Below are 16846 nucleotides of genomic sequence, written 5' to 3'. Positions count from 1 at the left end.
ACTTGCATGTGTTAAGCACGCCGCCAGCGTTCATCCTGAGCCAGGATCAAACTCTCATAAAAAGTTTGCCTCGTCAGTTATAAACTAACTAGCTTAAATAGTTTTACCAAAACTTACTGTTTAGGTTCGTGTATCTTTCGATACTCGCAAGATTCATTAATGAATCATTTTAAAATTCTCAAAGAATTTCAAGGTTGTCTTTCTATTCAGTTATCAAAGATCTATATTACTCAAACCCAGTATTTATCTGGTGTTTTAAGTCTTATTTGTTACCGCTTACCGCGGCGACTTGTATATAATATCATCAGGTACACACATTGTCAACAACTTTTTTCAAAAAGTTTCAAAAAAGTTCAATTTTTTTCAATCATTGACTTTTAAGCGAGACTGACATGCCTGCGAAACCGCTTGTTTGCTGACTTTCTGCACATTTACATTGTAATCAGAAAGTAAAGACCTACCAAAGTACAATACTTAGATACTTTAGTAGGTCTCTGATCCGAAACCATAGCAATATTATAAGAAAAGCACCCACTAATTCTGCTATTTATTATCTTATAGTAGGGCTTCAGCCCCAAAATGCTTATCTCTCCAATATCTCTGCAATGCAAAGTTGATATCTCCACCTAACACAACTTATGAACATGCTGTATCTGATCCGACAACCTCATGTTTGGTGCCCATTTCAAATGATGCCCTGCCATTGTTCTTTTTAAGATTTGCTTTCTTTTCTTCTCATATTATCTCAAACTACCTGCTTCTATATTAGTTTAATTGCCTCGTTAACATTATTCACACCAATAATCTCAATCTCATTGCTGCTCTTTATGTTCTTCATACATACACCAGGTAATATACATGTCTTAAAACCAAGTTTAACAGCCTCATTAACTCTCTGCTGTGCCTGACTTACTGCTCTTACTTCACCAGCAAGGCCCACTTCACCGAATATAACTGTTTTTTCATCAATTACCCTGTTCTTAAAGCTGCTCACAAGTGCCATGACAATTCCCAAATCAAGTGCTGGCTCACTTACTTTAATTCCACCTGCAACATTCACATAAGCATCACTGCCTGACATATGTATGCCCGCTCTCTTTTCAAGAACTGCCATAAGAAGATTAACTCTGTTATAATCAGTTCCCGCTGCTGTTCTTCTTGCCATTCCAAAATTAGAATCACACACAAGAGCCTGAATCTCTACCATTATAGGACGTGTTCCTTCAAGAAGACACACAACAACTGAACCTGATGCATTCTCAGGTCTTCCATTAAGCATATACTCTGACGGATTCTCCACCTCTGCCAGACCACTCTGCTGCATTTCAAATACACCTATTTCATTAGTTGAGCCAAATCTGTTCTTAACTCCTCTTAATATTCTGTATGAAGCATACCTGTCACCTTCAAAATAAAGAACCGTATCAACCATATGCTCAAGCATTCTTGGTCCTGCAACTGTTCCTTCCTTAGTCACATGTCCAACTATGAATATAGTGATATTCAGTCCCTTTGCAAGCTGCATAAGCACAGATGTTGTCTCCCTTACTTGTGAAACGCTTCCCGGTGCTGCTGCTACATCATCTTTATACATTGTCTGTATAGAGTCAATTATTACCACTTCTGGTTTATTTCTTGTAAGAATATCTTCTATGTTATCAAGATTAGTTTCACATAACAGTTTCAGCGTACCATTAAACCTGCCAATTCTGTCTGCTCTCAGCTTTATCTGCTTAAGTGATTCTTCTCCTGAAATATACAGTACATCTCTGCCTGCCTCTGAAAGGTTATAACACATCTGCAGCAGAAGTGTAGACTTGCCTATTCCAGGATCTCCTCCTACAAGCACTAAAGAACCTGCGACAATTCCTCCACCAAGCACTCTGTCAAGCTCTGTTATACCTGTAGATGTTCTGTCATTTTCTTCAAAACTCACACTATTTATCTCTACTGGAACTGGCACTGATGATGCCTCTGCCCTATGACTTATTCCTGCTATTCCTTTTGCCGACTTTGATTTTCCTACTGGTTCTTCTACAAATGTATTCCATTCCTTACATGCTGGACACTGCCCGAACCATTTGGCAGACTCATATCCACATTCTTTACAAAAAAAAGCTGTATTCTTTGCTTTAGCCATATATTCCCCCTAGAAAAAAGCTGCCACAACATATACATGTGTGACAGCCCCGTAAATCCACATTATCTTTAAACTTTGATTAAGCCTTCTTGATGTCTACTTTAACCGGCTTCTCGCCATCAAATTCTACTGAAAGAACAAGCTTTCCACCCATATTAGCAGCCATTGTTCCTGCATCTTTATCATTAATTCTGATATCGTATGAAACACCTTCTTCAAGACCTAACGTAATCTGTGCATCCTCTTTTCCTTCTACGCTGAATGTTACGCTTGTATCTGTAGCATTGAAATTATTAACTGCTGTTCCTGGAACAGATTCATATACAAATGAGCCATTCTTCTCAAGCTTAGTGATCTCATAAAATGTCTTAACCTTATATGTATCCCCACAATGCTCAAAATCTGGCAGCTTTGATTTAACATCTAACTTATAATTACCAAAGCTGATTGTTCCATCCTCCTCTGAACGAATCAATTCATTTACTACTGGCATATTATTATCCTCCTGTTTGTTACGATATGTATATGTTTATTATACAATAAACTGACAAAAAGCGCCAGCAATTTGTCAGTTGTTTATTGTTTATTTATTATTTGTTCACACCTCTTCTAAGAGTAAAATTAAGCTTATTATCTTTTACAGTTATCTTGACTTTATTGCCAGTATGAACCTTTCCCATAAGAATACGTTCTGCAAGAACATCTTCTACCTCATTCTGAATAGTACGACGCAAAGGTCTTGCTCCATATTTGGAATCATATCCCTTATCCACAAGCCACTGTCTCGCAGCTTCATCAAGCTCTATTGATAACTTCATCTGATCCATAATACGCTTGTTTACGTTGGCTATCATTATATCTACAATCTTAGATATCTGTTCTTTCCCAAGAACGTGGAATACAACAATATCATCTATTCTGTTAATGAACTCTGGCTTGAATATTCTCTTAACCTCATCCATAACTTTACTCTTCATCTCTTCATGATTCTGCTGTTCAGTCATTCCTGATGAGAATCCCAGTGATTTAGGAGATACAATATTCTCAGCTCCGGCATTACTTGTCATTATGATTATAGTATTCTTGAAATCTATGACTCTGCCTGTTGAATCTGTTATATGCCCATCATCAAGTACCTGCAGAAGAACATTAAATACATCCGGATGGGCTTTCTCAACTTCATCAAAAAGAATTACAGAGTATGGATTTCTTCTTACCTTCTCACTAAGTTGTCCTCCCTCATCATATCCAACATATCCCGGAGGTGAACCTATAAGCTTTGACACCGTATGCTTCTCCATAAATTCCGACATATCAACTCTTATAAGAGAATTCTCTGTACCAAACATAGCATCTGCCAGTGCCTTTGAAAGTTCTGTCTTACCTACACCCGTAGGTCCTAAAAACAGGAATGAGCCAATTGGTCTGTTAGGATCTTTAAGTCCTACCCTTCCTCTTCGGATTGCTTTAGCAACTGCTGTAACAGCCTCGTCCTGTCCAATAACTCTGTTGTGCAGAGTTTCCTCAAGCTTCATAAGACGTTCTGATTCTGCCTGTGCAATTCTCTGTACAGGAATCTTTGTCCATGTTGATACAACAGAAGCAATCTCATCCTCATCAACAATAAGATTATTCTCATTAATGCTGTCCTGCCATTGCTTTGTCATTTTTTCAAGCTGCTCTTTTTTCTTTATCTGCTTTTTCTTGATTTCTCCAGCTTTCTCATAAGCTTCAGCCTTAATTGCTTCTTCCTTATCAGTTGTAAGCTGCTCTATCTGTGCTTCTAATGCCTTAATCTCCTCAGGCATTATATATGCATCAAGTCTTGTCTTAGAAGATGCTTCATCAATAAGGTCAATTGCCTTATCAGGAAGAAATCTGTCATTAATATATCTCTTAGACAGCTTAACAGCTGCTACTACAGCCTCGTCTGTAATTGTAACACGATGATGTTCTTCGTATCTGCCCTTAAGACCTCTTAATATCTGGATTGCCTCATTTGCTGTAGGTTCTTCAACCTTAACAGGCTGGAATCTTCTTTCAAGTGCAGCATCCTTCTCAATATGCTTTCTGTATTCTTCAAGAGTTGTTGCCCCAATAAGCTGTATTTCGCCTCTTGCAAGAGATGGTTTTAATATATTAGATGCATCAATAGCACCTTCAGCCCCACCAGCTCCTATTATTGTGTGAATCTCATCCAGGAAAAGTAATACATTACCGGCATTCTTAACTTCCGCAATTACTTTCTTAATTCTTTCCTCAAATTCACCTCTGTACTTAGAACCTGCAACCATACCTGACAAATCCAATGTCAGAAGGCGCTTATCCTTTATTGTCTCCGGCACATTGCCTTCAACTATTCTGGCAGCAAGTCCTTCTGCTATAGCAGTCTTACCTACACCCGGTTCACCTATAAGGCAAGGGTTATTCTTAGTTCTTCTGCTAAGTATCTGTATAACTCTCTGAATCTCTTCTTCTCTTCCAATAACAGGGTCTAATCTTCCCTCCCTCGCCATCTGTGTAAGATCCCTGCTGTACTGGTCAAGTGTTGCAGTACTCTTTCTATCATTGCCTCTTGGTCTTCCATTCTGGAAATCCTCTTTGGCTTTTCCAGCATCTTCTCCCATAGCCATAAGAAGATCAACATACATCTTCTTGACAGGAACTCCTATAGTATTAAGAAGCCTTGAAGCTACGCTGTCTGTTTCTTTTATTATTGCTATTAAAATATGTTCTGTACCTATAAGCTCTGACTTAAAACGTGCTGCTTCTCTGGCAGCATTGTCAAGTATGCGTCTTACTCTTGGTGTATATCCTGACGGCTCTTTTACATTAACTACACTATCTGGTGCTATAAGCTGGCACACAAGATTAATTATCTTCTCATCCGTAATATCATTGCTAAGAAGAACTGAAGATGCAAGTCCGCCCTCCGCTTTGATAAGTCCTATAAGAAGATGCTCTGAACCTATATAACCATGACCTAACATAGCCGCTGTATCTGCCGCATAATTAAGTGCCTCCTGCGCTTTGCTGGTAAATCTGCTCTGCATATCTATAACCCTTTCTATGACTGATTTCGTAAATATCTGTTAATGTATTGTTGGAAGATGTTCTCTTATAAAATCAGCTCGTGACACTTCCAGTTCCTCTTCATTCATATCCTTGTTAGAAATCATAAGAAGATTTGCCGGATGAATTCCAATCATAAGCTGATATATATTACTCTCATCAAATCCATCAGCCTTAATAATCCCTGATGCAAGTCCGAATCTTATCTGGGAAAGCAGAAGCTCTCCATCATTAAGTGTAACCTTTCTGGCATATTTTAACACACCATATGACCTGTACACCATATCAAGTGCTGTCATTTTTCTTTTTGTAATATACTGCTTCCTGTAATTTCTTTCCTGTGCAATAATCTGTTCTGCTATATTATCCAGATTGTCAATTATATCTTTTTCACTCTTTCCAAGTGTTACCAGATTAGTAAGCTGGTATATATCACCTAAAGCTCTGTTATTGTCACCCTCCATTGCTTTTAGCACAAGTCCGAATCTTCCAACCTCAGGAATCAGCCCTGATATTTTATCATTTCCTGCAAGTGCTGGCAAATGTAGCATATAACTTGCTCTCATTCCTGTACCTGCATTAGATGGAAGGGTTGTAAGATAGCCAAACTTCTGATCATACGAATAGTCAAGTACATCTCCGATAACATCATCCATCTTATCAGCCAGTGTATACGCTTTCTGCATATTCATTCCGGCAGCAAATGCCTGTATTCTTATATGATCCTCTTCATTAATCATTATTGACACATCTTCATCAGGTGCAACAAATCCTGCTGCATAATCCTGTTTTTCAAGATATGAGCTTATAACATGTCTCTCCCTCATCCCCATCTTCTGATAAGGATCAAGATAATCAAAATTATATGAATTATAGCTGTTTATTGGTGACACTGTCTTTAACTGTTCGGTAACATTTTTAACCAGCATCTTTGCATCTGTATCTGACATCTTATAAGAAAAATTATATCCGTTAATATTACGGGCAAGCCTTACTCTGCTTGATATAACAACATCAGAGTTATTGCCGCCCTCTTCAAACCATCTAAGCATCGTGACCGCCTCCCTGTGTTGAATCATCCGTATTATTCATTTTCTTTAACTGGTGAATCATGTCTCTTAATCTGGCTGCCTCTTCATAATTCTCTATCTCAACAGCCTCTCTTAACTTTATCCCCAGTTCCCTGATACGACTTTCATAATCATCATTTTCATCCTGCATGACTGGCAGAGTATCTGTCTCATTATTTTCATCAGACAGCCCTGAGTATTTCTTATATATCTTTCCCCTATGAACTGAATCTCCATGCAGTCTTTTCATATTATCCTCAATAAGAGGTCCGAATACCCCATAGCACTCAGCACAACCAAATTTACCAACCATAGTAAATTCATCAAATGTCATTCCACAGCCTGGGCATCTGATATGCATCATAGGTCCGTCTTCCACCTGGGCTGAATTACCAGCCAGCAGACCCGTCAGAAGCCTTACAAATGGAAACTCCGCATCTGAACTGTCTGACATTCCTGCAAAATTAAGCCTTCTTGCACAATCCATGCATATATGGTGTTCCTTCTTAACTCCGTTAATTATTTCTGTATAATGAATTGAAGCTTCATTCTGATGACAATTCTCACAAAGCATATTATTCCTTTCCAGTCAGGAATCACATTCCTGCTTTATTCAAATACTCTCATCTTAGTTAAAGCATAGTAAGAACCAAAATATGTTATTAATGCAACCATAAAGCTATTACCAGTGCCAGAACATTAGATGATGTAAGTGTATACATTCCCTTATATGAAAGCCATGTGAACACGCCCATTATAAGTGCCGATATACCTGGTTTTGCAAATACACTTATATACGGCATCGTATAATCAATCTCCTGATATAAGGTTCTTAGATTAAGTATAAATATTAATATTGGAAATGTTGCATTACCTATAACCACTGCATATATTCCTAGTGCCGAGAACTTAAGAAGCACGAATACCAGCACAATATGAACAGCAAGTGATATAGATGAATGAATCATTGGTACATTTACACGGTCAATTCCCTGCAGTGCTGTACTTGTAACTGTAGAGAGTGTATAGAATACTACCGCAATCGCACCTATTTTTAACATCATTCCACCCTGGGCACTGTTATAACGGGAAAATAACAGCTTTATTATAGGCTGACCTATAACAAACAGCCCTACAAATGATGGAACAGCAATAAACATGTTAGTCTTTAATGTCTTAGTAATCTTATCATATATAGAATCATAATCCCTGTCTGTAAATGATGCAACAACGCTAGGCAGCATTGAAGCAGACATTGCAGATGCAACCCCCTGTGGAATTCCTATAAGCAGGCTGTAGCTTGAACTGAAATTACCAAGATCCATAGATATGCTCTTAGTAATATCTCTTCCAACCATTATATTGCTAAACATTACATCGTCTATCAAAGCACTTATCTGATAAAATGTCTGTCCAAGTATAATTGGTATCATTGTATATATGATTATCTTACAAATCTGCCCTGTGCTCTGGTTCTCTGTATGTCTGTCTTTTCTTTTCAGTCTGTTAAATGTCGGTGTATATACCGCATACAAAAATCCCATGAATAAAACAGCCGTAAGTGCTCCCATCGCAGTACCAAGCGTACTTCCTGCCGCTCCATATGCAGCCACATCAGGTGATGAAGCAAATGCTTTCATCATTCCATATCCTGCTGCAATACTAACAATTGCATTAACAATCTGCTCAAGTATCTGCGACACGGCAGTTGGAATCATTGTACTCTGTCCCTGAAAGAAGCCTCTTATAACCCCAAGAATTGCAACAAGGAATATTGTTGGTGCAAGAATTCTTAATGGAATCGCAAGCCCCGGAAGTCCTCCTCCATATATAACATTCTCTATAAATGAAGCACCAAAAAATACAAGAAGTGCTGCGATACCTCCTGTACACACTGCAACCATTAAAGAACATCTTAATACTTTAGCAGCACTTTTATATCTTTTCTTTGTAAATCTTGCTGACACAAGCTTTGATACAGCCATTGGCAGTCCGTACGAAGACAACACAAGCATTATATTATATATGTTGAAAGCAGCTCCATATATACCATTGCCTTCACTTCCTATAATGTTAACTACAGGAATTCTGTAAAGCATGCCTATTATCCTGACAAGAATACCAGCAATTGCAAGAATACTTCCATGAACTATAAAATTACGTTTATTAGACTCCGACATATCCATCTCCAAATCTTATGTAATAATTGTTTTCGAATTAGATTTTACATCTTATATACAATAAAATCCATAAATTTTTTGTTAAAAAAGCCGTTCCAACCACATACGATTAGAACGGCTTATATTTTATATTAATTAATTAAGAAATCAGCCAGCATCCATGTACCATTCTGTTTTACAAATGTATATGTAAGCGATGTTTTATATGTTGTATTACCTGTCTTGTAATCAACATAAAGGTCATAATAAACATCACATGAGAAACATTTGTCTGAATACTTTCTGAAATTAGTAATAGATTCATTGTTGAACTGATAAGTATATGACTTACCCCAGAGGTACGCCCATATAGCAGGAATATCACTGACATACTCAGCTGCAGTACCAACCATATAGCTTGAAAGCTTAGAAAGACTTCCCCTGTTGATAATATAAGCTCCATACTGTTCCGCTATTGTATATATCCTTGATCCATACTTTTATACAATTCATCATCCGATGGATAGTAAATTGTATATCCTGTCTTCTTGTCATAATCAACTGTCAGATCTTTACCATTAAGCTTCGCTGTTATATCAGGCTTTGCTATAAGCTGTCCTACATCATACACATCATTAGTTGGTACCGTAACATAATCTGATACATGCAGACAAGGTGCAAACTTAACTTCTGACTCTGTCTTGTATGTATCAGTAACCTGTACTCCATTAATATAAACATCAGCACCTGTTGGAGCTGTTATTTTAACTTCTGCAAGGTTCTTTGTAAAATCTCCAAAAGAAATAGTTCCAAGAGTCCATTTATTAAATTTGTGTGCATTCTTTCCTGCCGATTCAAGTTCAACCTTTGCTATCGGCGTATCACCTGCATATACTACATACACAGGAGTTTTTTCAGAATATTCACCAGCCTTTTTCTTATATGATACTGTACCGTCATTTAACCTATCTGTAAAATATGCTGCTATCGTATCATTCGTTTCAAACTCATTTACTTTCACGTCATTATCTGATAAAAGCTTTCCAATCCCATCAGGAGTAAACTGATTCACAATCTTATCCATTGTTCCTGATGGCATTCCCTCTTCATAATCTTTTAAAAGACTATGAAGCATAATTAATGTAATCACACCTGCCAGAAGAAGAATTCCGCAGTATATACATAAGAATTTTTTAAAATTTGAAAGCTTCTTTTTTCTTTTATTATTTCGTGGCATACTACTTTTCTCCTCCTTACTTAATTAAAAATGCTGTCGGACAGCTTCTTGGACCTGTTGGTGAATATGGTACATTTATTACTTCACCATCATAATACATCTGTGTTGATGTTCCACCATCCATTGTAGATGCATTTACAGCTCCATACTGTGCCATAATATCCTGTAGGTCTGAAAATGTAGCACCTATACTGTTAGGCTGTCTTCCATCTACTGCAAGAAGAAGAATCTTTCCATCTGCTGTCTGTCCTATGGCAGTTCTTGGATTAGTTCCCCCTGCAATACCAACAATATCCTGAGCCTCTCCATTAACAATAAGAAATGGACCAATATGATTGCTTATGCTTACGCAGTCTCTTATATTAAGTTCCTTTGCCTTTGCAGCATTCATATTACCAAGAACAAGCTTATTATCAAATGTAATTCCGGTAACATGAGATGTTCCGCCATTATCATTAAGAATCTCTCCGTCTTTCATTACAAGACCAATCGGCATTGCTGTATAAGTTGTTTCTCCATCAACAAATTCTCCGCCATTAACTCCTCCGATTGCATCATATCTCTTTGCAATATCTGCAACAACCATTCCATTTCCATTGGTAAATTCAGGAACTGTTCCCACAAATAATCTGCTTGGATCTTTTACAATCATGAGTTTTCCAGAATATGTAGCACCCTTTACGTCCACAATCTCAATATCAGGAGTTTCCGGATCCTGGGCTGCTGTATCAATATTTACAAGTCCCGCATCCGTTATCTCATCTGTATCTTTAATTGCGTTATTGGCCTTAATCTGGTCTATCTCATCCTGAGAGCAGAACCAGTTAGCAAGAAATCCTATTGCACTTGTCTCCTGTACAGAAAGTACAAACTGAATCTTTGCTGTCTTAGACGGCCCATACACAAGCATTGCCATAACAGCATACAGAAATATCACCAGAATAAGAATAGTTGACAAAAGTGTCGCACCGACTCTTCCTGCCCATACAAGAACCGGATTTTTCTTTTTATTTTTTTTATTAGATATATTGCCACCTTGTGGCTTATCGTTACCATACGACTTTTTGTCCTCATAGCTGTCATCTAAAACATCAAAAGGATCAAAATCATCGATATCTTCAAGTTCAAAATCATCATTGATATCTATATCATCAATATTATCTTTTCTTTTTGTCACTGTAACTTCCTCCTAAAATGTTACTTAAAAACCCATCTTTTCTGAATCTGATAACTGACAAAGAACAATGCAAGATCAATTATTATCTTGGCAATTCCTGAAAGCACAATGCTTAATGCCAGCAGCTTTGTAGCAATATACACCAAAGCATAAGAACAAGCAAGCTGGCAGAACCATAAAATGTAATATCTTACCACCGTCTGTTTAAGACCCGACTGTGATTTAAATACTGCATTTCTGTTAAGCGAGAAATTGAAAACTGATGAAAGCACTCTTGCCGCTGCTGTACTTATGAATATTCTTAAGCTGACTGTAAGCCCTATAAGCACAAATTCAAGCACATTAAATATTATATTATCTATAGCCCACGAAGCAATAGAGCTTCCTACATATTTCATGCCTGTGCTTTTAAATAAATATTTAAATATCACTTTGTATATCTTAATTGAATCTTTGACAGGATTAAAATGTGATGATGAATTATCTTCTATATACACAGTCTCTATCGGTTCTTCCTGAAATCCAATGTTATACTTTTTGAAAGCAAGCAGCATATTAGTCTCATACTCAAAGCGTTCACCTTCTACCTTGTCAAATGTCTCAAGATACTTGTAAGGTATTGCTCTTAAGCCTGTCTGTGTGTCCGAAATTTTCAATCTGCAAAGTACCTTAAATACTCCGCTAGTCATATTATTGCCGAATTTACTTCTTGCCGGTACATCATCACCAGTAAAATCCCTTACGCCTAAAACGACATTTCCTGTACCAACCATAGTTTCACTGCATTTTTTAATATCTTTGGCACGGTGCTGATTATCACCATCTACTGTCACAACTCCATCAATATCTTTTCTATTCTCAAGGCAGAATTCAAATGCTGTCTTCAAACCTCTTCCTTTTCCTTTGTTAACTTCATGTGTAAGAATTGTACATTCACTATGTGCTGCTACTTCATTAAAAGGAGCCATATGTTCCTCATCACTTCCATCATTAACAATAATGATGTCCTTAAAGCCTTCTTCAAGTAAAGCATCAACTACAGCTACAAGCTTATTATCAGGATTCAGTGACGGTATAATAACCGATACTTTCATAATATTCATCCCACTCTTTGCTAATATTTATAGTGCTTTTCCATTTAAACGCACTGTATTTAGAATATAATAATTCCCTAAAGATTGCAATAAAAATTTCATATACTGTGTAACAGGGTCATGCTGTAAGCCATAATATTGTATTGTAGATTAATTTTGGAGGACTTTTACATGAGTGATTTAGCAGCAACAAACTGCGGAGGATGCGGCGGATGTGGAGATAACTGCAATTCTATTGTATGGATTATCATTCTCCTTCTCCTCTTTGACGGAAATAACGGATGTGGATGCAACAATGGTTGTGGAAATGGTTGCAATTCCTTCTGGATTATAATTCTCCTCTTCTTATGCTGTGGCTGTGGCAACGGAACTAACTTCCTCAATGGCTTTGGTTGCGGATGCAACAGCGGATGTGGATGCAATAGTGGATGTGGATGCCAGTAATTATTTAATATGGGGCTGCCTTAAACGGCAGCCCTTATATATTAATTATTATTACGTTCCATCATACATTTCCCATCTATTTCATATATGGTATTTTCTTCTTCAACAAGTATATTGCCATTGTCCTGAACATCCATATTAATTACCATATCATAATTCCTTTTTTATATATTATATGGACTTATTTATTAATTGCTAAGACTTACAGGCATAATTAAGACATATAACCTAATATATATAGAATAAAATATTCCGCCGAGAGTTCACATGAAAGAACTTCCCATAACAGAATTTGATATGCAGACACTGCCACAATTCATACAGCTTGCCAAAGCAATTCTTCCTTTTATGGAATTTAATACCCAGCAGACACTTAGTCCTCTGCTCCGCGCATATGAATTTTCATGTACAATGAACTATTACAGCCGCCCTGAAAGCCTTCGTATTGCGGCATGTTCTGCAAAGCCCCACCTTTCATTAAACAGTCCAATACAGGATATACTTTCAGATGAAAATATCATGAATGTTATTCTTACTTACTGTCCAGACAATCTCCGGAATATTCTGAGTAATTTTAAAAACTATAATAAAATGTCCGATTTGTTCAACATTTTAAATCGTGATCAGAATGGCAGTAATAGTTTTCTTAATCCTGCCCAGCAAAAAATGTATGAAGCTTATACAGAACAGTTAAACAATCTTAATCTTTAATATTTGGAGGACTTTATGTCAGAATTAGATTTTAGAAAGCAGCTTCTTCTCAACGAATTCAAGACTTTATCCCAGGGAAAGAAAAATGATGAAATCATCCCACTTCTGTTTGCGATCAATGATAAAGCTAAGAAATCAGGTATAACCTTCACAAAAGAAGATTGTCAGTTAGTCATCAACAGTATGTCTGGGCAATTAAGCGAAAAAGAGCTCAGGCTATTGCCTGAGCTTCTCTCTCTTCTTAATATGAATTAATGTTTTATTATTCTTAATTACTTTGCAACAATATTAACAATTCTTCCCGGTACATATATTTCTTTAATAATGTTACCAAAAAGCCTGTTTCCAAGTGCTTCCTTAGCTGCAGCAATTACACTGTCTTTGTCAGCATCCTTGGCAATATTGATAGTAGCCTTTGTCTTTCCATTAATCTGGACTGCTATCTCAACTGTTGACTCAACAGTCTTAGCTTCATCGTATTCAGGCCATGTCTGCTGATATACTCTTCCACTCTCGCCGATTGCTTCCCACATCTCTTCTGTTATGTGTGGAGCAACCGGATTAAGTAAGATAAGGTATGTCTTGAGTTCTCCCTTAGTAATCTTACCTGCCTTGCTGAAATCATTGAGCATAGTCATGAGCTGTGCAATAGCTGTATTGTATTTCAGATTCTCATAATCAAATGAAACCTTCTTAATTGTCTGATGCATCTTTGTCTCAAATTCCTTAGAGAAACCTTCTTCATCAGTCATTATATCCTGAAGCTTCCATACTCTGTCTAAGAATCTGCGGCAGCCCTTAACGCCATCCTCTGACCATGAAGCTGCTGCGTCAAATGCACCGATAAACATCTCGTATGTTCTTAATGTATCTGCACCATAATCTCTTACGATATCATCAGGATTAACAACATTACCTCTTGACTTACTCATCTTCTCGCCGTTCTCACCAAGAATCATACCATGGGATGTTCTCTTCTGATATGGCTCTGGGCAAGGTACAACCTTCTGGTCGTAAAGGAATCTGTGCCAGAATCTTGAATAGAGTAAGTGTAATGTTGTATGCTCCATTCCTCCGTTATACCAGTCTACTGGAAGCCAGTACTTAAGTGCTTCCTGACTTGCGAGTGTCTCTGTATTATGTGGATCTGTATATCTTAAGAAATACCATGATGATCCAGCCCACTGAGGCATTGTATCAGTCTCTCTCTTAGCAGGTCCGCCACAACATGGGCATGTTGTATTAACCCAGTCTGTCATGGCTGCAAGAGGTGATTCTCCATTATCTGTAGGCATATAGCTTTCTACTTCTGGAAGAAGTAATGGAAGTTCGCTCTCATCAACAGGAACATAGCCACATTTGTCACAATGAACAATCGGAATAGGCTCACCCCAGTATCTCTGACGAGAGAATACCCAGTCACGGAGCTTATAATTAACCTTTGCATTACCAATTCCCTTTTCTGTAAGGAATTCAATCATCTTTTCCTTAGCTTCTTTAACTTCAAGTCCGTTAAGAAAATCAGAATTGATAAGCACGCCCGTTGCTACATCTGTAAATGCTGCCTCATTAACATCAACTTCCTCACCATTCTTTGCTACAACCTGAATGATAGGAAGGTTAAATTTCTTGGCAAACTCCCAGTCCCTTTCATCATGAGCAGGAACAGCCATGATAGCACCTGTACCATAGCTCATAAGTACATAATCTGATACCCAGATTGGAACTTCCTTGCCATTAACCGGATTAACTGCCTTAAGTCCGTCAATCTCTACACCTGTCTTATCCTTTGCAAGCTCTGCTCTCTCGAAATCTGACTTTCTTGAAGCCTGCTCTCTATAGCTTTCTATCTCATCCCAGTTCTTAATCTCGTCCTTATACTTATCAAGATATGGATGCTCTGGTGATACAACCATATAAGTAACACCAAAAAGTGTATCACATCTTGTTGTATATATTCTTAACTTATCTTCCTTACCAGCAATTGCAAAATCAACCTCAGCACCTGTTGAGCGTCCAATCCAGTTCCTCTGCTGTGTCTTAACTCTCTCAATATAATCTACATGGTCAAGTCCTTCTATAAGCTTATCTGCATAATCAGTAATCTTAAGCATCCACTCACTCTTGACCTTACGGACAACAGGTGAGCCACATCTTTCACATACACCATTAACTACTTCTTCATTAGCAAGACCTACCTTACATGAAGTACACCAGTTGATAGGCATCTCCTGCTTATACGCAAGCCCGGCCTTAAAAAGCTTAAGAAAAATCCACTGTGTCCACTTATAATAATCAGGATCTGTAGTATTAATCTCTCTGTCCCAGTCAAATGAATAACCAATTGACTGAAGCTGTTCCTTAAAATGATCTATATTATTCTTAGTAACTATCTTAGGGTGAATCTTATTCTTAATAGCATAGTTCTCAGTTGGAAGACCAAATGCATCCCAACCCATTGGATATAAAACATTATATCCCTGCATTCTTCTCTTTCTTGCCACAATATCAAGCGCTGTATATGGTCTTGGATGACCTACATGAAGTCCCTGTCCTGATGGATATGGAAACTCTACAAGTGCATAATACTTTGGTTTTGAATAATCATTAGTTGCAGCAAAAGCTTTTTCATCCTGCCATACCTGCTGCCACTTCTTTTCAACTGTTTTGTGGTTATATACTGCCGACATAACACATTCCTCCTTAAAAACGCATAAAAACATTCTACACACATCACTTTAATTTGTCAATTAAATAGCCGTCTTTACATTATCGCTTTAAAGTGTTAAAATACCACTATTCGCATGAATATAAATATTTCTTACATGGAGGTTATAACATATGAAGACAAATGTTGGATTCATAGGTTTCGGACTCATTGCAGGATCCTTAGCCCATGCCCTTAAAGAAAGTGGCAGGGATTATCATATAACTGCCACAAGCAGACATTTAGAACCAGTAATCGCTGCGGTTGCTGATGGTATTGTTGATGTCGCTGCTCCTGCGGTAGACGAAACATTTGCACAATGTGACATAATCCTGTTATGCACACCTGTAATTACTATCACAGAATATCTTACAAAATTAAAAGCCATTGCCAGTCCGGACTGCATAATTACCGACGTTGGAAGTGTCAAGACTATCATACATGAAGCAGCAGATTCATTAGGACTTAATGACCGCTTTATTGGTGGACATCCTATGGCTGGCTCTGAAAAAACAGGTTATGAGAATTCAAGTTCATCAATTATAAAAGGTGCAAGGTACATAATCACACCAACCAAAGAAACCAAACCTGAAAAAATCGAATTCATGAAACAGTTTGCATCAGATGTTGGCATGCGTCCTATCGTCATGGATTATCATGTTCACGACAAATCTGTTGCCGCCATAAGCCATGTTCCACATCTTTTATCAACTGCACTAGTTCATGTTGTATCTGACAATGATGACGAAGAAAAGCACATGCAGTTACTTGCCGCAGGCTGCTTTCGTGACATGTCAAGAGTTGCAGCTTCTTCTCCTGAAATGTGGGAACAGATATGTTTAACTAACAGTTCTGCAATCAGCAACATTCTTGAACAGTATATTGAAATGCTTGAAACAATTAAAGATAACATCGATAAAAAGACCCCAGGCTATGTCGCAAGTCTTTTTGAGATGTCAAGAGAATATAGAAACTCCTTAGAAAGCAAGCACCCAGAGCATTGATGCCCTGGGTGTTTGTGTTTATCCAGTATTA

15 protein-coding genes and 1 rRNA gene are annotated in these 16846 nt (G+C 37.6%); 4 read left to right on the top strand and 12 right to left on the bottom strand.

Annotation, left to right across the window (positions count from 1 at the left end):
* The 11 genes from DW963_RS06065 to DW963_RS06015 all read right to left on the bottom strand — a co-directional run.
* Positions 1 to 62, bottom strand: a 16S ribosomal RNA gene (locus DW963_RS06065); the annotation flags it as partial.
* Between the two features lie 698 nt (positions 63 to 760).
* A complete protein-coding gene (gene radA / locus DW963_RS06060; protein ID WP_117914296.1) occupies positions 761 to 2140 on the bottom strand; it encodes a DNA repair protein RadA in 1380 nt (459 codons plus the stop codon).
* A gap of 79 nt (positions 2141 to 2219) precedes the next feature.
* Complete coding sequence (locus tag DW963_RS06055) at positions 2220 to 2633, bottom strand: endosialidase (protein WP_117914294.1); 414 nt, start codon at positions 2631 to 2633, stop codon at positions 2220 to 2222.
* 97 nt (positions 2634 to 2730) lie between these two features.
* Positions 2731 to 5193 carry an ATP-dependent Clp protease ATP-binding subunit gene (locus DW963_RS06050; protein WP_117914292.1) on the bottom strand — a complete coding sequence of 821 codons (2463 nt, stop codon included), beginning with the start codon at positions 5191 to 5193 and terminating at the stop codon, positions 2731 to 2733.
* Between the two features lie 39 nt (positions 5194 to 5232).
* Positions 5233 to 6264, bottom strand: coding sequence for a hypothetical protein (locus DW963_RS06045; RefSeq protein WP_117914290.1), 1032 nt, complete (start codon positions 6262 to 6264; stop codon positions 5233 to 5235).
* A complete protein-coding gene (locus DW963_RS06040; protein ID WP_117914289.1) occupies positions 6257 to 6856 on the bottom strand; it encodes a UvrB/UvrC motif-containing protein in 600 nt (199 codons plus the stop codon). Before DW963_RS06040 ends, DW963_RS06045 begins: the two co-directional genes overlap by 8 nt.
* 88 nt (positions 6857 to 6944) lie before the next feature.
* Positions 6945 to 8462, bottom strand: a complete 1518-nt coding sequence (locus tag DW963_RS06035) for a putative polysaccharide biosynthesis protein (protein WP_243004234.1) — start codon at positions 8460 to 8462, stop codon at positions 6945 to 6947.
* Positions 8463 to 8593: 131 nt separating this feature from the next.
* On the bottom strand, positions 8594 to 8854 hold the full coding sequence (locus tag DW963_RS06030; protein WP_117914287.1) for a hypothetical protein: 261 nt from the start codon (positions 8852 to 8854) through the stop codon (positions 8594 to 8596).
* Between the two features lie 59 nt (positions 8855 to 8913).
* On the bottom strand, positions 8914 to 9678 hold the full coding sequence (locus DW963_RS06025; protein WP_117914285.1) for a hypothetical protein: 765 nt from the start codon (positions 9676 to 9678) through the stop codon (positions 8914 to 8916).
* A 16-nt stretch (positions 9679 to 9694) separates the two neighbouring features.
* Positions 9695 to 10855: a phosphodiester glycosidase family protein gene (locus DW963_RS06020; RefSeq protein WP_117914282.1), complete on the bottom strand. Its 1161-nt coding sequence runs from the start codon at positions 10853 to 10855 to the stop codon at positions 9695 to 9697.
* A 20-nt stretch (positions 10856 to 10875) separates the two neighbouring features.
* Positions 10876 to 11949, bottom strand: a complete 1074-nt coding sequence (locus DW963_RS06015; protein ID WP_243004235.1) for a glycosyltransferase — start codon at positions 11947 to 11949, stop codon at positions 10876 to 10878.
* Between the two features lie 171 nt (positions 11950 to 12120).
* Between DW963_RS06015 and DW963_RS06010 the strand changes: the two genes are divergently transcribed.
* The 3 genes from DW963_RS06010 (at position 12121) to DW963_RS06000 (ending at position 13359) form a co-directional block, all read left to right on the top strand.
* The gene (locus tag DW963_RS06010) at positions 12121 to 12393 is read left to right on the top strand and encodes a chorion class high-cysteine HCB protein 13 (RefSeq protein ID WP_117914279.1); all 273 of its coding nucleotides are present in this window, start codon (positions 12121 to 12123) and stop codon (positions 12391 to 12393) included.
* 267 nt (positions 12394 to 12660) lie between these two features.
* Positions 12661 to 13104: a hypothetical protein gene (locus DW963_RS06005; protein ID WP_022097468.1), complete on the top strand. Its 444-nt coding sequence runs from the start codon at positions 12661 to 12663 to the stop codon at positions 13102 to 13104.
* A gap of 15 nt (positions 13105 to 13119) precedes the next feature.
* Positions 13120 to 13359, top strand: coding sequence for a hypothetical protein (locus DW963_RS06000; RefSeq protein ID WP_012738931.1), 240 nt, complete (start codon positions 13120 to 13122; stop codon positions 13357 to 13359).
* Between the two features lie 17 nt (positions 13360 to 13376).
* Here the strand turns inward: DW963_RS06000 and leuS are convergent, their stop codons facing one another.
* Positions 13377 to 15794: a leucine--tRNA ligase gene (gene leuS, locus DW963_RS05995; protein ID WP_117914277.1), complete on the bottom strand. Its 2418-nt coding sequence runs from the start codon at positions 15792 to 15794 to the stop codon at positions 13377 to 13379.
* Between the two features lie 151 nt (positions 15795 to 15945).
* Between leuS and DW963_RS05990 the strand changes: the two genes are divergently transcribed.
* Positions 15946 to 16815 carry a prephenate dehydrogenase gene (locus tag DW963_RS05990; protein ID WP_117914275.1) on the top strand — a complete coding sequence of 290 codons (870 nt, stop codon included), beginning with the start codon at positions 15946 to 15948 and terminating at the stop codon, positions 16813 to 16815.
* The last annotated feature ends 31 nt before the right edge of the window (positions 16816 to 16846 follow it).

It is taken from the genome of Eubacterium sp. AM46-8, from assembly GCF_003466705.1.
Taxonomy (GTDB): domain Bacteria; phylum Bacillota; class Clostridia; order Lachnospirales; family Lachnospiraceae; genus Lachnospira.
This window is presented reverse-complemented; position numbering and strand designations above follow the sequence as displayed.